Origin of the sequence: Flavobacterium sp. 245 (genome assembly GCF_004362055.1) — a bacterium.
Classification (GTDB): Bacteria; Bacteroidota; Bacteroidia; order Flavobacteriales; family Flavobacteriaceae; genus Flavobacterium.
Map to the genome: position 1 here is coordinate 56,636 of NZ_SNXB01000005.1, position 18,462 is coordinate 75,097.

Sequence of the window (18,462 nt, forward strand, 5' to 3'; positions counted from 1 at the left end):
GTTTATTCAAGCAATTAATGTAGGCTTTTTTTATATATAAATTTTAACAAACATGGACATAATAACGATCATTATTTCAGGTATTGTAGGGATTGCAGCAGGTTTTGCAATTGCTAAAATCATCGAAAAAAGCAATATTTCTAATCTAATCAAAAACGCTAAAAAAGAGGCAGCTTCAATTTTAAAAGACGCTAATTTAGAGGCTGAAAATATCAAAAAAGATAAAATTCTACAGGCAAAAGAACGTTTTATCGAACTAAAATCAGAGCACGAACAAGTTATTTTAGCTAGAGACAAAAAAGTAGCTGAAGTAGAAAAAAGAGTGCGCGACAAAGAATCTCAAATTTCTAATGAGCTTTCAAAAGCTAAAAAAGTAAATGATGATTTTGAAGCTAAAACTCAAGAGTACAACAACAAAATTGAGGTTTTAGACAAAAAACAAAGTGAAGTTGACAAACTGCACAAAAGCCAGCTACAACAGCTTGAAGTAATTTCTGGGCTTTCTGCAGAAGAGGCAAAAGAGCAATTAGTGGAAGGATTAAAAGCCGAAGCTAAAAGCAAAGCAATGTCGCACATTCAAGATACTATTGAAGAGGCTAAGCTTACGGCACAACAAGAAGCTAAAAAAATCATTATTAATACCATTCAAAGAGTTGGAACTGAAGAAGCAGTTGAAAATTGCGTTTCTGTTTTCAACATTGAATCTGATGATGTAAAAGGAAGAATTATTGGCCGTGAGGGACGAAATATTAGAGCTTTAGAAGCTGCAACAGGAGTAGAAATTATTGTTGACGATACGCCAGAAGCTATCATCCTTTCTTGTTTTGATCCAGTTCGTAGAGAAATTGCTCGTTTGTCATTACACAAATTAGTAACTGACGGACGTATTCACCCGGCAAGAATTGAAGAAGTTGTTGCAAAAACAGCTAAACAAATTGATGATGAAATTATTGAAGTTGGTAAACGTACTGTAATCGACTTAGGAATTCATGGATTACACCCTGAATTGATTAAAGTTGTGGGTAGAATGAAATACCGTTCTTCTTACGGACAAAACTTGCTACAGCACTCAAGAGAAGTTTCTAAACTTTGCGGTATCATGGCTGCAGAATTAGGCTTAAATGTAAAACTGGCTAAAAGAGCTGGTTTATTACACGATATTGGTAAAGTGCCAGATACTGAAAGCGATTTGCCACACGCACTTTTAGGTATGCAATGGGCAGAGAAATATGGCGAGAAAGAAGAAGTTTGCAATGCAATTGGAGCGCACCACGATGAGATCGAAATGAAATCATTATTATCTCCAATTATTCAGGTTTGTGATGCTATTTCAGGTGCACGCCCAGGAGCAAGACGCCAAGTTTTAGATTCTTACATTCAGCGTCTTAAAGATCTTGAAGATGTAGCTTACGGATTTAGTGGTGTGAAAAATGCATATGCAATTCAGGCAGGTAGAGAACTTCGTGTAATTGTAGAAAGCGAAAAAGTTTCTGATGACAACGCAGCAAATTTATCATTCGAAATTTCACAAAAAATCCAAACAGAAATGACTTATCCAGGTCAAGTAAAAGTAACTGTAATTAGAGAAACTAGAGCAGTTAATATTGCTAAGTAATTTCTCTTTTAAATAAAAAACAAAGGCTATCTTTTCAGATAGCCTTTGTTTTTTATAAGTATTTTGAGAAAACGAATTACAAATCTCCAAATATAATTTTAAAACTTGTACCCACTCCTACTTCACTTTCAACACAAATACTGCCTTTCATAGCTTCGATTTGATTTCGAGTGATATAAAGGCCAATTCCGCGCGCTTCTTCGTGCTTATGGAATGTTTTGTACATTCCGAATAAAAGATCACCATGAACCGCCAAATCGATCCCTAGGCCATTATCTGTAATCTTTAATGATTTAAAACCATCTGGTTCAATTGCAAAATCAAAAATGATTAAAGGATCACGATCAGGATGCGCATATTTGATTGCATTGGTTGTAAAATTAAGCAAAACACTTTCTAGATAGGCCGGATTAAAATTAATCGTCAAATAATTAGGAACGTTATTTACTATTGTGACATTTTTTCGTTTATCATAACCCTTAATTGCAGCAGTCGTTTTTTCAATATATTCACACAACTTTAAAGGAACAACGGCAATATTTATATTGCTTTGCGTTTTTACAATTTGAGTTAAATTCGAAATCGTATCATTCAAATCATTTGAAACTGTTCTTAAATGCACCAGCATTTCACTTACAGTTTGTTTATCAACATCGGCATCAATAAAGTCTAATATTGATTTTATATTACCCGCCTGAGTATTTAGATTATGCGAAACTATATGTGAAAAATTCAGCAATCGGCTGTTTTGATCGCTGTATAATTTCATTGTTTTTATAAGTTCCAGTTCTTTTTCCTTTTGCAAAGAAACATCTGTGTGCGTTCCAATAACCCGAAGAGGTTTGCCATTTTCATCACGTTTTATAACTTTTCCGCGATCAAGAATCCATTTGTAATTACCACTCGAAGTCATTACCCGATGGTAATTTTCGTAATACGGAATTTTATTATCAAAATGCTCGTGAATATCAGAGTAATATTTTGGCAAATCATCAGGATGCACAATTTTATCCCAGCGTTCAGGATCATCGAAAATATCTGTCGACTCTAATTCTAAAATTTTAAGTGAAAGCGAGGAATAAAAAACTTGATTTGTTACCATATCCCAATCCCAAATTCCAACTGTAGAAGCATCTAAAGCAAACTGAAAACGCTCTTCGGAAATACGAAGTCTTTCTTCTTTATCTTTCAAATCTGTGATATCTGAAACGTGTCCATAAAAACTCACATTGCCATCATGCGACAATTCGGTTTTAGAAGAAATCCTAAACCAACGCAAGCCTTTTTTAGGCAAAATTGCTCTAAACTCAATTTCCCATGGTTTAACCTCTTTACGAGCTTTCACCAAAGACTGAAAAAACAAATCTCGATCCTGTGGAAAAATTCGCTCGTAGACAATTAATTTAATGTCATTCGTAAATTCTTTTGCTGAAATTTCAAAAATATCATCAGCAGATTTGCTGACAAGCGGGAAAGAGTAATTGTTATTGTTATCGATTACAAATTGAAAAAGCAAATCGGGCATTTCAGCCAGTAATTTTTTGTAAAAATTATTCACTTCCAGGCAATCTTCATTTTCATATAAATCAAAAACCATACAATAACATTTATGCAAATTGAGTTCATTTTAACCTCTAAAATCAAAAAACATGCAGTTCGTCGATTTTATCTGCTTTTAGTAGAAATTATCATACAATATATTAATTTTTAAGATAAAATTTAACTTTTAATCGAAAAAAATTACCTTCTGGGATGAAAACTATGCATTACTTCCTTTAAAAAACTTCGGTCTAAATGCACATAAATTTCGGTCGTTGTAATCGATTCATGTCCCAACATTAATTGAATGGATCTCAAGTCGGCACCGTTTTCTAAAAGATGTGTTGCAAAGGAATGACGAAGCGTATGCGGACTAATATTTTTGTGCAGACCTATTTTAACTGCCAAATCCTTTATAATAGTAAAAATCATAGCTCGGGTGAGCTGATTCCCTCTTCTGTTTAAAAACAAAGTATCTTCAAATCCTTTTTTGATAATCAAATTAGGACGCACTTCATCTTTATAAATCTCGATATATTTTTTGGTAAGTTTTCCAATTGGAACAAAACGTTCTTTATTTCCTTTTCCGGTTATTTTTATAAATCCTTCGTCAAAAAATAAATCTGAAATTTTTAGAGTAACCAATTCCGAAACACGAAGCCCGCATCCATATAAAGTTTCTAGCATTGCTCTATTGCGTTCTCCTTCATTCGAACTTAAATCAATTGCAGCAATCAACGCATCAATTTCATCAATCGCTAAAGTGTCTGGCAATTTTCGACCAGTTTTTGGGCTTTCTATTAACTCCAAAGGATTATCATTCCTATAATCTTCAAAAATCAAATAATTAAAAAAGCTTTTTAAACCCGAAATTATTCTCGCCTGCGAACGCGGATTAACCTCTTTTGCCACTGAATATATAAATTGCTGTAACGTTTCATCTGAAATTTTCAGTGGTGAAACATCTATCTTATTTTGTTCTAAAAAAAGACACAAACGCTCTATATCAAAGCCATAGTTTTCGATCGTGTTTTTAGACAAACCTCTTTCAATTCGCAAATAAGATTGATAATCTTTTATATATCGGTTCCAATTCATAGTTACAAAGTAAATGATTTTTAGACATAAAAAAACCTTCCTGAAATTAAGAGGAAGGTTTTAAAAATATGATGTTTTTCGTAAATTAGAATTTATATCCTACAGACACAGAAAAAACACTGTTGTTTGTTTTGAAATCTGCTTCATCAGGAAAATCAGCAACATTTGACAAACCTAAATTGTAACGTACTCCAGCAAAAAAATGTTCAGTAATATCATATCCTGCACCAAAATTAAGCCCAAAATCGACACTTTTAAAAGAATCTTTAACATCAACATCCTCATTTTTTGCAGATAATAAAAATCCGATTTGAGGTCCCGCTTCAAGACTTAATCTTTCAATTACGTAATACTTTGCCATAACAGGAATGTTCAAATAAGTAAGTTTTACCAAAGAATTAAAACCATCTTCACTGAAATCAGTACCTTGACCAGAAACCAATACCTCTGGTTGAACAGCAAATTTATCTGTAAGTTTAATCTCTGCTAAACCCCCTACGTGAAAGCTAGTTACGAGGTCACCATCAAAATCACCTCCAAGATTAGCAAAATTCAAACCTCCTTTTACTCCAAATTTGACTTCTTGTGCATTAGCAAAACCAAATGCCATAACTGCCAACGCTGATAAAATAAGTTTTTTCATTATAATTTATTTTGGTTAAAATTAATAAGCCAAATATAGAACCACCATAATCAAAAACCTTACGGAAAAACGTAAAAACAAAATTACTTTATGAAGTTGTAAAGATTTGATTAAAATTCAAGCCTTCTTTTTTACTCAGAATTTAATTTTTTCAGAATTCACAAATCCAAATGCCGTAATTACAAAAGCAGATATTTTTTTGATTATTTTTTTAACAAAAAAAAGATCTCCTATCAAGAGATCTTTTTTATTACTATTATAACATTATTTAGAATTTATACGCTAAAGTCAATGCTAAAACACTGTTTTTTGGACTGTCATAGTACTCTTCAATATCATCAACATCATAGTCTCTTATATTCGACAAACCTACCGTATAACGAATTCCTACAGCCACATTATCTGTAAAATTATAACCAAGTCCAAAATTAAATCCTGTATCTACAGATTTGTAACTATCTTTTACATCATTACCTTCGCTTTTTGCAGAAACTAAGAATCCCAATTGCGGACCTGCTTCAGCTGTAAACTGCTTTGTAATGTAAAATTTTGCAAGAACAGGTACGTTAATATAATTCACTTTATTGTCGAAATCATCGCCAGCAAATTCAAGCTTTGCTCCTTGAGTAGAAAACAAAACCTCTGGCTGAATAGATAATCTCTCAATAATTTTAATCTCAGCAAAACCTCCAACCTGAAAGCCAACTAAAGATTTGGCATCCCAATAATCTCCGCCAGCAAAAGTTGTGATATTAAGGCCTCCTTTTATTCCAAACCTAGTTTCCTGAGCATTACTAAATGCAAAAGCCATTAATGCAATGGCAGATAAAATAATTTTTTTCATTCTAATTTGTTTTGGGTTAAAATTTAATGATCAAATATAAAACTATCCCTACTAAAAATCAATTAGGTTTTTAACAAATAAATTAGTACTATAAGACCGCATGTCATTATTGTAAAAACATCTAAAATGTTTTTTTATTATTTCATTTTTAAAAAATTACCTATAAAGTAATATTAAGCCTATTAAATAATAATTGTAATCAATAATAAAACAACAAAACAAGACAGAATTATACCACAAAAAACACACTGGTTTTCAAATATTTAACCAAACAAACATCTATCTAGGAACTGAAAAATCAAAAAAAAGTGAGAATTTTAATAATTATTTAAAGCGGGATATAAAACAATAAATGCTAAAAAATGTAGTTTTGAACTATAGATAACATATAAAATACCAATTTTTAAAAGACATTTTATGAAGAAATTATTTTTAGCAGCTGTAATGTTCTTGGCGGCATCAACTGCAATACATGCACAATTATTAAAAATCGGGGTTAAGGCTGGGGTTAACTTCGCAAGTCAGCCTGGTGATGCATCATTAAACGGTGTAGCATTTGATAAAGAGGGAATCACTAGCTTTCATGCAGGTCTTGTTGCCGAAGTAAAATTATTAGAAAAATTCGCGATTCAGCCAGAGCTTTTGTATTCTACACAAGGAGCAACTTATAAATTTGCCGACGCACAAGAAGACTTTAAAAATGAATTAGCTTATTTATCGATTCCTGTAATGGCAAAAATCTATATGACAAAATCACTAAGCTTAGAGGTTGGTCCACAAGCTTCATTTTTATTAAGTCAAAAAAATGACGTACGATTTGACGATGCCAACACATTTGATTTTGCTCTTAATGCGGGGTTGGGATTAAAACTTACAGAAAGTATTTTTCTTCAAGGGCGTTATAGTCTAGGATTAACAGACGCTTCTTCAAATGCAGATATTAGAAACTCAGTAGTGCAGCTTTCAGCTGGATTCATGTTCTAAAAGAATATCACATACTTTTATAAAAACCGTTCTATTTATTAGAGCGGTTTTTTTTATTTTTACATTCTTGTGAAATGTATTCAGTGAAATGTAAAATGAATTCAAATCACTTTAATAAAACTTAAATTACTTATGAAAATCTGCATTATCAACGGACCCAATTTGAATCTTTTAGGAAAAAGAGAGCCGGAAGTTTACGGAAACCAAACTTTTGAAGATTATTTTGAAACGTTGAAACAGAAATTTCCAAACATCGAACTTTCGTATTATCAAAGCAATATTGAAGGCGAATTGATTGGCAAAATTCAAGAAGTTGGTTTTTCCTTTGACGGAATTATTCTGAACGCCGGCGCTTACACACATACATCTATAGGTTTAGGCGATGCAATGAAAGCTGTAACAACTCCAGTTATTGAAGTTCATATTTCGAATACGTATGCACGCGAAAGTTTTAGACATCAATCGTATCTATCTGGAAATGCCAAAGGTGTTATTTTAGGCTTTGGACTTAAAAGTTATGAATTGGCAATTCAATCTTTTTTATAAATATTGTCACCCTGAGCGAAGTCGAAGGGCACACCAACTGTGAAGGGCTTCGACTTCGCTCAGCCTGACAAATGAATTAATCATTCAAATATAGATTAGAATTTAACAAATTATTAATAGGCTCAGATTCAAGTTATTCTATTTTTGTAAGACAAACCACTTACATGAGAAACTATACTTTATTTGCCTTTTTATTTTTTTCTATTTCCAGCTTTTCTCAAATCAAAGGAACTATCACCGATGAAAAAGGGAATCCATTACCTTTTGTTTCTGTTTTTGAAGAAAACACTTATGCCGGAACCACCTCAAACGAACAGGGAAAATATCAGTTAAACGTAAAAGAACCTGGTAAAAACAAAATCATCTTTCAGTATCTCGGATTCAAAACACAAAAAATCGCTGTTGCTTCTGATTCAAAAAACATCGTTTTAGATGTTAAAATGCTCGAGGAAAGTTTTGCTTTAAACGAAGTTGTAATTGATCCGAAAAATAATCCTGCCGATGCAATTATAAAAAGCGCCATAGCCAGCAAAAAAGATAATTCGGATAAAACTGGGCGCTATACTGCCGACTTTTATTCGAAAGGAATGTTTAAAGTGAAAGATCTTCCTAAAAAAATTCTTGGACAAAAAGTAGATCTTGGCGAGGATATGGCTTCTAACTTGGATTCGACTGGAACGGGAATTCTATATTTATCTGAAACTATTTCGAAAATTACATTTGAAAAACCAGATAAATTAAAAGAAAAAATTATCGCATCTAAAATCTCTGGAAACAATAGAGGATACAGTTATAACACTGCTGCTTTGTCGACTTATGATTTTTACGACAATACTTTAGATTTCGACATCAAACTCATCTCTCCTATTGCTGATAATGCTTTCAGTTATTATAAATACAAGCTTGAGGGTACTTTTTTTGACGACAACAATCAGCAAATCAACAAAATAAAAGTTACTCCTAAACGAGACAAAGAACCCGTTTTTGAAGGTTACATTTATATTGTTGACGATAGTTTTGCCATTTACGCAGTTGACCTTGATATAAAAGGTTACCGAATGAAAAACGAATTTACCGAAGTAATGAATCTAAAACAAAGCTTTAGTTACAACAAAGCTCAAAAAATTTGGTCAAAAAACGCGCAGTCGCTCTTTTTTAATGCGGGTATTTTTGGAATTAAATTTTCGGGAACATTTAATTATGTGTATTCTAATTATGAGTTTCCGGCCTCTTTTGAAAAGAAAACTTTTGGAAATGAAATCGTTGCTTTTGAACCAAATGCCAACAAAAAAGATGATGCTTTCTGGAACCAAATTCGCCCTATTCCTTTAACAATCGAAGAAAGTACCGATTACACAAAAAAAGATAGTCTCCAAACGATTCGAAAATCAAGAAAATATACCGATTCAATCGATGCTAAAAATAACAAGTTTAAAGTTTGGGATATTTTAATGGGTTACGATTACAAAAACACATTCGAGAAATACTCTTTCAACTACAAAGGTTTATTAAACCTGAGTTCTTTAAGTTTTAATACCGTTCAAGGTTTCAATTTAGATTCTGGTTTTTCGTTTAGAAAATGGGATGAAGAAACTGGAAAAAGCACCTCGATAAGTACAACCTTCAATTATGGTTTTTCTGATGATCGTTTACGAGTGATTGGTGAATTCAGTCATCGATTCAACAACATCAATTATGCATCCATCTGGGCTTCGGGCGGAACAAAAACTGCTCAATTCAATGGTGCCGAACCTATTACAAAATTCGTCAATTCGATAGCATCTTTATTTTTTAAAGATAATTATATGAAGCTTTACAATTTAGAATTTGCTCAGATTAATTATGGTCAAGATGTTGCAAATGGAATTAATTTGAATGCAAAAATTGCTTACGAACAACGCAAACCTCTTTTCAATACTACTGACTATTCTTTCTTTAAAAAAGATGACATTTATTCATCCAATAACCCGTTGGCTCCAAATGATTTTACCACTCCAGCTTTTGATCCTCATCATGTATTCAAAACAGCAGTGACGGCGCGAATTAATTTTGGAAACAAATACATTTCTCGACCTGACGGAAGATTTAATGTTAAAAATGAAAGATACCCAACTGTTTATTTAGTTTTCGAAAAAGCCTTTGCCGCGAGTGAGAAAAAATATGAATTTGAAAGAGTCGGCGCTTCTGTTCTATATGACTTATCGTTAGGGAATAAAGGAATTCTTGGAGCAAATTTCAGAGCTGGAAAATTCTTTAATGCCGAAAATATTGCTTTTATAGATTACAGACATTTTAACGGAAATCAAACTCACATCGGCACAAGTGAACGCTATTTGAATGTTTTCAACTTAATGCCTTACTATTCCAATTCTACAAATGACAGTTACTTCGAAATGCATTTGGAGCATAACGATATGGGATTTGTAACCAATAAAATTCCATTAATCAATCTCCTGAAATCTACAATGAATATTGGGTTTCACACCTTAGCAATTCCAGACAGAAAACCTTATTCTGAATTTACTGTTGGTTTAGATAATCTAGGTTTTGGAAAATTTAAGATATTCCGAGTTGATTATGTTCATTCTTATCAAGGAGGCGTTCAGCAAAATGGCGTTGTGTTTGGGCTGAAGATTTTGAATGTTCTTAATTAAGATACTGAGGTTCTAAGATACTAAGATTCTAAGTTTTTTTCTTTTGAATCCTAAAAAAATCCGCTTAATCTGCAAAATCTGCCTAAAAACAGACTGCATTAAGCGGATCTTTTTATTTCGAAATTTGATATTCTTAGCGTGGGCTTCGACTTGGCTCAGCCTGAGAAAAAAGCTTAGAACCTCAGTACCTTAGAATCTTAGAATCTTTTTTTAGTGATAATCATCTGGTTCAATATGAATCAAAACGTTTCCTAACTGTGGTATTTTTTCTTTTAAAGTGTCTTGCAACTTATGTGACAAATCATGCCCTTCTTTTACTGAAATACTAGCTGAAACAATTGCATGTAAATCTACGTGATAACGCATTCCTGCTTTTCGGATAAAACATTTTTCAGTTCCAAGAATTCCAGGAACCGTCAGTGCTACAACACGAATTTCTTCTACCAAATCGTCATTCAAATTTTCATCCATAATTTCGCCAAGTGCGGGTCTGAAAATTTTGTAACTGTTATATAAAATAAAAAAAGCAGCAAAAAGCGCAGCCCAATCATCTGCAGATTCGTACCCTTTTCCCATAATCAGCGCAATCGAAATTCCGATAAATGCTGCAACAGAAGTTATAGCATCACTACGATGATGCCACGCGTCGGCTGCGAGAGAAGAACTATTTGTTTCTTTGCTTCGTTTCATAACCAAACGATACGAATATTCTTTCCATAAAATAATAGCTCCCAAAACATATAGCGTCCAAGATTTTGGCAAATTATGAGACGATTGAATATTGGCAATACTTTCATAACCAATAATAGTTGCCGAAGTAATTAAAAACCCAACAACCAAAAAAGTAATTAAAGGTTCTGCACGTCCGTGACCATAAGGATGGTTTTCATCGGCCGGTTTATTAGAATATTTGATTCCGAATAAGACCAAACACGACGAAAATATATCTGCTGTCGATTCGATCGCATCAGCAATCAAGGCGTATGAATTGCCAAAAAAACCTGCCAAACCTTTTATCAAGGCCAGGCAGGTGTTTCCAGCTATACTGAATATAGTAGCTTTTACAGCTTTTTGTTCATCTGTCATTTAGACTATTTTTTTTCGCCACGAGTTAATGAACTATTCAAATTAAAAACTCGTGGCAAATATTTTTTACGCTCTCACGATTTTTGCTCCAATAGCTCTCAAACGCTCATCGATACGCTCATATCCACGGTCGATTTGTTCGATATTTTGAATTGTACTTGTTCCTTTTGCAGAAAGCGCCGCAATCAATAATGAGATTCCCGCACGAATATCCGGAGACGACATTGTAGTTGCTTTTAATTGAGATTCGAAATTATGTCCCATAACCACCGCTCTATGCGGATCACACAACATAATTTTTGCTCCCATATCGATTAGTTTATCCACGAAGAACAAACGGCTTTCGAACATTTTTTGATGAATTAAAACATCACCTTTTGCCTGCGTTGCCACAACCAAAACAATACTTAACAAGTCAGGTGTAAATCCTGGCCATGGTGCATCGGCAATCGTTAAAATAGAACCGTCGATATCTGTTTTTACTTCATATCCATCTTTGTGAGCTGGAATATAAATATCGTCGTTACGTTTCTCGATCGTAATACCTAATTTTCTGAAAGTATTCGGAATCAACCCTAAGTTTTCCCAGCTTACATTTTTGATTGTGATTTCGCTTTTTGTCATAGCCGCAAGACCGATCCAAGAACCAATTTCGATCATATCAGGAAGAATTCTGTGCTCGCATCCACCAAGGCTTTCAACACCTTCGATAGTCAATAAGTTAGATCCAACTCCTGTGATTTTAGCTCCCATAGAGTTCAACATTTTGCATAACTGCTGTAGGTAAGGCTCGCAAGCAGCGTTATAAACTGTAGTTTTACCTTTTGCCAAAACTGCAGCCATTACAATATTTGCTGTTCCAGTTACAGAAGCTTCGTCAAGAAGCATATCTGTTCCTTTAAGGCCTTCTTCAGGAGATTCTACTCCATAAAAGTGATCTTCTCTGTTGTATCTGAATTTTGCTCCTAGGTTAATAAAACCTTCAAAGTGAGTATCTAATCTACGACGACCAATTTTGTCTCCACCTGGTTTTGGAATATATCCTTTTCCGAAACGAGCTAAAAGCGGTCCAACAATCATAATAGAACCACGAAGCGCTCCACCTTCTTTTTTGAAAGCTTCAGTTTCTAAATATCCAACATTAACCTCATCTGCCTGAAATGTAATTGATCCCGGCTCATTTCGTTGAATTTTCACCCCTAAATTACCCAACAAAGTGATTAATTTATTGATGTCTATAATATCAGGAATGTTATTAATTTTTACTTTATCTCCTGTTAGAAGCACGGCACATAAAATTTGTAATGCCTCATTTTTTGCTCCTTGCGGAGTGATTTCTCCTTTTAAAGGAGTTCCTCCTTCGATTTTAAAAATTCCCATAGATCTCTTTTAAGTTTCTGAGATACTAAGACTCTAAGATTCTAAGTTTTTTTTTGAGAATAAAACCTCAGTATCTTAGAGTCTTAGCAACTTAGCAGCTTTCTTTATTTTTGATTATTGTTTTTTTGAAAAGGTTTTTTTCCGCCTTTATTATTGTTTTTGTTGCTTTGAATTTTTGCCTGTCCGCCTGGAGTGGTTTTGTTTGACACACGTTTATTGGTACGCATTAGGTCAGTTGTATTCAAAAGTTCCTCTGTACTTTGTAATAAATTGATCTTTCCGCCAGACAATTCAAATAAATGTTCAAAAATCACATCATCTTTTACAGTGTCTTTATTCCAACTCAAAAATGATTTTTTCATGTGGTTTGCAATGACTAATACAAGCGCATTTTTCATTTCTCCATCTTCCCATTTATTAGCTACATCAATCATGTATTTGATGTTATTGCCATAAAATCTGTATTTTGGAAAGTTCTGCGGATATTGCAATACATCTGGTTTCAGTTCTAAAACCTCTCTTGACGGAATTGGATATGGTGATTCAACATTCAATTTAAAATCAGACATAATAAAAAGCTGATCCCATAATTTATGTTGAAAATCAGGAACATCACGCAAATGCGGATTCAAGCTTCCCATAACCTGAATGATGTATTTCGCCGCTTTGTTACGCGCTTCATCATCCTCAATTGCAGTAGCCTGATCAATCAGTTTTTGTAAATGACGACCATACTCCGGAATAATTAATCGCTGTCTTTCAGAATTGTATTCTAAATTAAAAACAACGTCACTTGCGGCTTCTTTTTTATATTTTTCGATCATAAGTTATAATGAAACTATACCTTCTATTGTAGATACTTCTTTGTATTTACTAATAACATCGTCTGAGCTATGCATGGTAACATCAACAGAAACGCTGGTAAATTTACCTGTTTTAGATTTTGTTGTTTTAATAACTGCGCCCATACGGTCAAAAGCTTTTTCAACACGCTCTACGTTATCTGCCACAGATGGCACAATAAACTTGTACAAATATTCTGCAGGCCAAGTATTTGCGTTATCAAGCTCTAATTTTAATCTTTCGTAAAATTCAGCTGTATTTTTTTCTTTATCGTTCTCCATTCGTAATTAAAAATAAACGCAAATATACGGTTTTGATTTCAGATTTCAGATTTTAGATTTTAGATTTTTTCTATTGAGAACATAGCTGTTTTTTTGCCACGAATTTCACGAATTTACGCTAATTATATTACTGTAAATCTCTTCTTTAAATTTCACTAATTTTTTGATTGCTTTTAAAATTTAAATTCGCAAAAATTCGCAAAATTAATGGCAAACCTTTATATTTGAAATACTTTGCGCCTCTGCGACTTTGCGCGATTAAAACACATTACAATGAAAAAAATCTTTTTACTTTTTATTGCACTTACGCTAAATTCAATTCAAGCACAAGAAGTCAAAACCTTAACTTATTTCCAGAACGACACTATCAAACTGGATTTAGATTTATATCTGCCAAAGAAAAAAGCTAACGAAAAAATTCCGTTGATCATGTTTGCTTTTGGCGGAGGATTTTCTGGTGGAGAACGTACGAGCGAAAAAGAATTCGGAATGTTTATGGCACAGAATGGCTATGCGGTTGCGAGCATTTCGTACAGTTTATACATGAAAGGAAAAGATTTTGGATGCAAAGGAACTTTGACCGAAAAAATAAAAGCAATTCAGATTGGCGTGAGCGATATGTGGCAGGCGACTGGTTTTTTAATCGAAAATGCCGATAAATACAATCTTGATACTTCGAAAATCTTTATTTCCGGAATTAGTGCCGGTGCCGAAATTGGTTTTCAAGCTTCCTTTTGGGATTATAAATTGATGAATTTATACAAAAGCAATTTACCTGAAACCTTTAAATACAAAGGTTTTATTGGAGGATCCGGCGCGATTCAGGATATTAATTTAATTACAAAAGAAAAAGCAATTCCGATGTTATTAGCACATGGAAGCAATGATGAAACTGTTCCGTACAGTGCGGGTTCGCACCGCTCTTGCCCAACAAATGCTTCAGGCTGGTTGATTCTTTTTGGCTCTTATGCGGTTTATAACCAAATGAATGATTTACATAAAGACATCGAACTGATTACTTTTTGTGGTGGCGGACATGAATTCTCCGGCTATCTTTTTCATGACGGACAGCAATATGTTCTGGATTTCGTGAATGATGTTTTGAAAGGAAAAAGGTTTGAATCGCATTTGATTGTGCCTTCTAAGAAAGGAAAAGATTCTGGGAAATATTTGTTTTGCGAATAAAAAATTTGGCATGCACATAAAATACACGTCTAAACTAGACTGAAGTCCAGCTCTACAATATTTACCGAGCCTTTGGCTCTTTTTAACGTAGTTCGGGAGAAACAATCTATATTGCAGAGCTGGACTTCAGTCCAGTTTACGGCAATATTTAACAAACCAAAAAAATCCAATCGCAAGGAATTATTTCTCCTAAAAATGCCAAATTTCTCGCTTCTGATAAATATTCTTTTTAATTATGAATAAGTTTAGGTAAATTTGCCCTTTATTTTTAGAATAGTGCAAAAAGAAATCATAGTTCTCCTTGGCGGTCCTGGTACAGGAAAATCTACGCTGATAAACGAATTAGTAGCTCGTGGCTACTGTTGTTACCCTGAAATTTCTAGAGAAGTTACACTCGAAGCCCAAAAAAGAGGCATCGAGCAATTGTTCTTGGAACAGCCGTTATTATTTAGCGAAATGTTATTAGAAGGCCGTATTCAGCAATTTAAAAACGCTGAGAAAGAAGCTGATAATGTAGTTTTTATTGATCGCGGAATTCCTGATGTTGTCGCTTATATGGACTACATAGGCGATGAATATCCAGAACATTTCACTAAAGCTTGCGGGGATTACAAATATTCTAAAACTTTTATTTTACCGCCGTGGGAAGAGATTTATCAGAGCGACACAGAGCGTTATGAGAATTTTGAACAGGCACTTGAAATTCAAAACCATCTTATTGAAACGTATAAGAAATACGGTTACAATTTAATTGAAGTTCCAAAAGATACGGTTGAAAACAGAATTCTTTATATCTTAGATAAAATTTAGGCAGTACGTTTAAAGTTGCAAAACTAGAAACTGATTTCTAAATTTTTAACTTTAACACTTTGGCCATGCAGGAAGCACAGGAAATTCTTTTAAAATACTGGAAACACGAAAGTTTCCGACCGTTGCAAAAAGAAATTATTGAATCGGTTTTAGAAGGGCAAGATACTTTTGCACTGCTGCCAACGGGAGGCGGAAAATCAATTTGTTTTCAGGTTCCCGCCATGATGCGCGAAGGAATTTGCCTGGTCATTTCGCCTTTGATTGCACTAATGAAAGATCAGGTAGCAAATCTTCAAAAAAGAGACATTAAAGCAATCGCTCTTACTGGAGGTATTCATACCGAAGAAATTATTGATCTTCTTGATAACTGTCAATACGGAAATTACAAATTCCTTTATCTTTCTCCAGAACGTTTGCAATCGGATTGGATTTTGGAACGAATCAAAAATCTTCCTATAAATTTAATTGCTATTGATGAGGCGCATTGTGTCTCGCAGTGGGGTCACGATTTTAGGCCCGCTTATTTAAAAATTTCGGAACTTAAAAAATTCTTTCCTAAAATTCCGTTTTTGGCTTTGACCGCAACGGCAACACCAAGAGTTGTTGAAGATATCAAAACCGAATTAGGATTAAAAGACACTAGACTTTTTCAGCAATCTTTTGAAAGAAAAAACATTGCCTACATGGTTTTTGAAGTCGAAGATAAATTGTACCGTGTTGAACAGATCTTAAAGAAAAACCCACAGCCGTCTATTATATATGTACGAAATAGAAAATCATGCCTGAATATGTCAACCCAATTACAATCCCTGGGTTTTAGAGCAACGTATTATCACGGCGGGCTTTCATCTCAGGAAAAAGACAAAAACATGCAATTGTGGATGTCGGAGCAAGCGCAGGTTATTGTGGCCACAAATGCTTTTGGAATGGGAATTGACAAAGACAATGTAAAAACAGTTATCCACACACAACTGCCGGAAAATTTAGAAAACTATTATCAAGAATCAGGACGTGCGGGACGAAATGGTGAAAAAGCCTTTTCTGTGCTATTATTCAATAATTCTGATGCAAACCAAACAGAACAGCAATTTATAAATGTACTGCCCGATAAAAAGTTTCTGAAAACCATGTATGTCAAACTCTGCAATTATTTTCAGATTGCTTACGGCGAAGGTTTAGACGACTCTTATTCCTTTAAATTGAATCACTTTTGCAATAAATATGATTTTCCGACTTTAAAAACTTATAATGCTTTGCAGTTTTTAAATCAGCAGGGAATTATTACAATGTCTCAGGAATTTTCGGAAAAAGTTACGATGCAGTTTTTAATTGAATCGAAAGAAGTTATCCGATATATGAGTTTGAACCCGAATGATGAAGAAATTATTTTGGCAATTTTAAGAACATATCCGGGAGTTCACGAAATGAAAACACCGCTTAATTTTTCGTTGATTGCAAAAAAATCAAATCATACTGAAGAACAGGTTTCGGCAGTTCTAGAAAAATTAAAAGAAAAAGACATTATTGAATATAAATCCAAAAACAACGACGCGACTATTTTATTTAATGAAGTACGCGAAGATGATTTAACAATAAACCGAGTTTCAAAATATCTGGAAAAACAGAATAAACTAAAACGCGATCAACTTTCGTCTGTGCTCTATTATATAAAGGAAGACAAAACCTGCAAGAACCGATTGGTTTTGGATTATTTTGGAGAAGAAACAAAATTGAATTGCGGCGTTTGTTCATACTGCATTACTCAAAAAGGAAAAATTACAGAAGCCGATTCTATTGCTGATAAAATTCTGCATTTATTAAAAGCAACTACATTAACTTCGCGCGAAATTCAGAATCAAATAAAACTAGATGCTAAAGATGTGATTTTGGTTCTTCAGGAATTATTAGAAAATAATCACATTGTTATTTTAGCAAACAATAAATACACTTTAAAATCATAATGGAAAAATTACGAATTATATTTATGGGAACTCCAGAATTTGCTGTTGGCATTTTGGATACCATCATAAAAAACAATTACGAAGTTGTTGGCGTTATTACAGCTGCAGATAAACCAGCTGGACGCGGACAAAAAATAAAATATTCAGCCGTTAAAGAATATGCTTTAGAAAACAACCTTACCTTATTACAGCCGACCAATTTAAAAGATGAAGGTTTTTTAACCGAATTAAAAGCTTTGAATGCCAATTTACAAATTGTTGTTGCTTTTAGAATGCTGCCAAAAGTAGTTTGGGAAATGCCAAGCTTAGGAACATTCAATCTTCACGCTTCTTTATTACCAAATTATCGTGGCGCGGCGCCAATTAACTGGGCTATTATTAATGGCGAAACTAAAACCGGAGTTACAACATTCTTTATTGATGATAAAATTGATACTGGGGCTATGATTTTAAACTCGGAAATTGCAATTGAGCCAACAGAAAACGCAGGACAATTGCACGACCGATTAATGAATTTAGGAAGCACCACTGTAATTGATACTTTGAAAGTTATTGAAACCGGCAATGTAACCACAACAATTCAAGAAGACAATGACGAAATCAAAACTGCTTATAAATTAAATAAGGAAAACTGTAAAATCGACTGGACGAAATCTGGAGACGAAATCAATAATTTAATTCGTGGTTTAAGTCCGTATCCTGCATCTTGGTGCTTTCTGAAAGATAAAAATGAGGAATTGAACATTAAAATATATGACGCAAAATTGATTTTAGAAGAGCATTCACATGAATCTGGAAAACTGATCAGTAGCAAAAAAGAAATCAAAATTGCAGTGAAAGACGGCTATATTCAGCTTTTAAGCTTGCAATTTCCTGGAAAAAAGAGAATGCAGGCAACAGAAATCCTAAACGGCATTACTTTTTCTGATGACGCAAAGATGTATTAACCTCAGTAAAACAGGGGTTTCTACCTGATTTTCATCGATGAATAAC

Annotated in this window: 16 protein-coding genes; 8 read left to right on the forward strand and 8 right to left on the reverse strand. The window is 33.7% G+C overall.

Features of this window, described 5'->3' with window-relative positions:
- Window positions 1-52: 52 nt before the first annotated feature.
- Window positions 53-1,615, forward strand: a complete 1,563-nt coding sequence (gene rny, locus EV145_RS11095; protein ID WP_133525292.1) for a ribonuclease Y — start codon at window positions 53-55, stop codon at window positions 1,613-1,615.
- Window positions 1,616-1,691: 76 nt separating this feature from the next.
- Here rny and EV145_RS11100 read toward each other — a convergent pair whose 3' ends face one another.
- The 4 genes from EV145_RS11100 to EV145_RS11115 form a co-directional block, all read right to left on the reverse strand.
- Window positions 1,692-3,212: a PAS domain-containing protein gene (locus EV145_RS11100; RefSeq protein ID WP_133525293.1), complete on the reverse strand. Its 1,521-nt coding sequence runs from the start codon at window positions 3,210-3,212 to the stop codon at window positions 1,692-1,694.
- A gap of 143 nt (window positions 3,213-3,355) precedes the next feature.
- The gene (gene xerD, locus EV145_RS11105) at window positions 3,356-4,252 is read right to left on the reverse strand and encodes a site-specific tyrosine recombinase XerD (RefSeq protein ID WP_133525294.1); all 897 of its coding nucleotides are present in this window, start codon (window positions 4,250-4,252) and stop codon (window positions 3,356-3,358) included.
- Window positions 4,253-4,337: 85 nt separating this feature from the next.
- A complete protein-coding gene (locus EV145_RS11110; RefSeq protein ID WP_133525295.1) occupies window positions 4,338-4,895 on the reverse strand; it encodes a porin family protein in 558 nt (185 codons plus the stop codon).
- 268 nt (window positions 4,896-5,163) lie between these two features.
- Window positions 5,164-5,739 carry a porin family protein gene (locus tag EV145_RS11115; RefSeq protein ID WP_133525296.1) on the reverse strand — a complete coding sequence of 192 codons (576 nt, stop codon included), beginning with the start codon at window positions 5,737-5,739 and terminating at the stop codon, window positions 5,164-5,166.
- A gap of 417 nt (window positions 5,740-6,156) precedes the next feature.
- Between EV145_RS11115 and EV145_RS11120 the strand changes: the two genes are divergently transcribed.
- From EV145_RS11120 to EV145_RS11130, 3 genes are all read left to right on the forward strand, one after another.
- A complete protein-coding gene (locus EV145_RS11120) occupies window positions 6,157-6,723 on the forward strand; it encodes a porin family protein (protein WP_133525297.1) in 567 nt (188 codons plus the stop codon).
- 132 nt (window positions 6,724-6,855) lie between these two features.
- Window positions 6,856-7,269, forward strand: coding sequence for a type II 3-dehydroquinate dehydratase (gene aroQ / locus EV145_RS11125; RefSeq protein ID WP_133525298.1), 414 nt, complete (start codon window positions 6,856-6,858; stop codon window positions 7,267-7,269).
- 164 nt (window positions 7,270-7,433) lie between these two features.
- Window positions 7,434-9,923, forward strand: coding sequence for a DUF5686 and carboxypeptidase regulatory-like domain-containing protein (locus EV145_RS11130; protein WP_133525299.1), 2,490 nt, complete (start codon window positions 7,434-7,436; stop codon window positions 9,921-9,923).
- A 210-nt stretch (window positions 9,924-10,133) separates the two neighbouring features.
- On the opposite strand, the gene EV145_RS11135 is transcribed toward EV145_RS11130, so the two are convergent.
- The 4 genes from EV145_RS11135 to EV145_RS11150 form a co-directional block, all read right to left on the reverse strand.
- The gene (locus EV145_RS11135) at window positions 10,134-11,009 is read right to left on the reverse strand and encodes a cation diffusion facilitator family transporter (protein WP_133525300.1); all 876 of its coding nucleotides are present in this window, start codon (window positions 11,007-11,009) and stop codon (window positions 10,134-10,136) included.
- A 66-nt stretch (window positions 11,010-11,075) separates the two neighbouring features.
- Window positions 11,076-12,389 carry a UDP-N-acetylglucosamine 1-carboxyvinyltransferase gene (murA, locus tag EV145_RS11140; RefSeq protein WP_133525301.1) on the reverse strand — a complete coding sequence of 438 codons (1,314 nt, stop codon included), beginning with the start codon at window positions 12,387-12,389 and terminating at the stop codon, window positions 11,076-11,078.
- 104 nt (window positions 12,390-12,493) lie between these two features.
- Window positions 12,494-13,213 carry a DUF4290 domain-containing protein gene (locus EV145_RS11145; protein WP_133525302.1) on the reverse strand — a complete coding sequence of 240 codons (720 nt, stop codon included), beginning with the start codon at window positions 13,211-13,213 and terminating at the stop codon, window positions 12,494-12,496.
- Window positions 13,214-13,216: 3 nt separating this feature from the next.
- On the reverse strand, window positions 13,217-13,513 hold the full coding sequence (locus EV145_RS11150) for a DUF493 family protein (protein ID WP_035649758.1): 297 nt from the start codon (window positions 13,511-13,513) through the stop codon (window positions 13,217-13,219).
- A gap of 273 nt (window positions 13,514-13,786) precedes the next feature.
- Here EV145_RS11150 and EV145_RS11155 point away from each other — a divergent pair, with 273 nt between their 5' ends.
- The 4 genes from EV145_RS11155 (at window position 13,787) to fmt (ending at window position 18,416) form a co-directional block, all read left to right on the forward strand.
- Window positions 13,787-14,698 (forward strand): alpha/beta hydrolase family protein, encoded by a 912-nt coding sequence (locus EV145_RS11155; protein WP_133525303.1) that lies wholly within the window; start codon window positions 13,787-13,789, stop codon window positions 14,696-14,698.
- A gap of 276 nt (window positions 14,699-14,974) precedes the next feature.
- Window positions 14,975-15,508: an AAA family ATPase gene (locus EV145_RS11160; RefSeq protein ID WP_133525304.1), complete on the forward strand. Its 534-nt coding sequence runs from the start codon at window positions 14,975-14,977 to the stop codon at window positions 15,506-15,508.
- 65 nt (window positions 15,509-15,573) lie between these two features.
- Window positions 15,574-17,469, forward strand: a complete 1,896-nt coding sequence (locus EV145_RS11165; protein ID WP_133525305.1) for an ATP-dependent DNA helicase RecQ — start codon at window positions 15,574-15,576, stop codon at window positions 17,467-17,469.
- On the forward strand, window positions 17,469-18,416 hold the full coding sequence (gene fmt, locus EV145_RS11170; RefSeq protein WP_133525306.1) for a methionyl-tRNA formyltransferase: 948 nt from the start codon (window positions 17,469-17,471) through the stop codon (window positions 18,414-18,416). Before EV145_RS11165 ends, fmt begins: the two co-directional genes overlap by 1 nt.
- Window positions 18,417-18,462: the final 46 nt, after the last annotated feature.

Coding starts and splice junctions, on each gene's coding strand:
- rny (WP_133525292.1), top strand. CDS start 53: ATGGACATAATAACGATCATTATTTCAGGTATTGTAGGGATTGCAGCA.
- EV145_RS11100 (WP_133525293.1), bottom strand. CDS start 3,212: ATGGTTTTTGATTTATATGAAAATGAAGATTGCCTGGAAGTGAATAAT.
- xerD (WP_133525294.1), bottom strand. CDS start 4,252: ATGAATTGGAACCGATATATAAAAGATTATCAATCTTATTTGCGAATT.
- EV145_RS11110 (WP_133525295.1), bottom strand. CDS start 4,895: ATGAAAAAACTTATTTTATCAGCGTTGGCAGTTATGGCATTTGGTTTT.
- EV145_RS11115 (WP_133525296.1), bottom strand. CDS start 5,739: ATGAAAAAAATTATTTTATCTGCCATTGCATTAATGGCTTTTGCATTT.
- EV145_RS11120 (WP_133525297.1), top strand. CDS start 6,157: ATGAAGAAATTATTTTTAGCAGCTGTAATGTTCTTGGCGGCATCAACT.
- aroQ (WP_133525298.1), top strand. CDS start 6,856: ATGAAAATCTGCATTATCAACGGACCCAATTTGAATCTTTTAGGAAAA.
- EV145_RS11130 (WP_133525299.1), top strand. CDS start 7,434: ATGAGAAACTATACTTTATTTGCCTTTTTATTTTTTTCTATTTCCAGC.
- EV145_RS11135 (WP_133525300.1), bottom strand. CDS start 11,009: ATGACAGATGAACAAAAAGCTGTAAAAGCTACTATATTCAGTATAGCT.
- murA (WP_133525301.1), bottom strand. CDS start 12,389: ATGGGAATTTTTAAAATCGAAGGAGGAACTCCTTTAAAAGGAGAAATC.
- EV145_RS11145 (WP_133525302.1), bottom strand. CDS start 13,213: ATGATCGAAAAATATAAAAAAGAAGCCGCAAGTGACGTTGTTTTTAAT.
- EV145_RS11150 (WP_035649758.1), bottom strand. CDS start 13,513: ATGGAGAACGATAAAGAAAAAAATACAGCTGAATTTTACGAAAGATTA.
- EV145_RS11155 (WP_133525303.1), top strand. CDS start 13,787: ATGAAAAAAATCTTTTTACTTTTTATTGCACTTACGCTAAATTCAATT.
- EV145_RS11165 (WP_133525305.1), top strand. CDS start 15,574: ATGCAGGAAGCACAGGAAATTCTTTTAAAATACTGGAAACACGAAAGT.
- fmt (WP_133525306.1), top strand. CDS start 17,469: ATGGAAAAATTACGAATTATATTTATGGGAACTCCAGAATTTGCTGTT.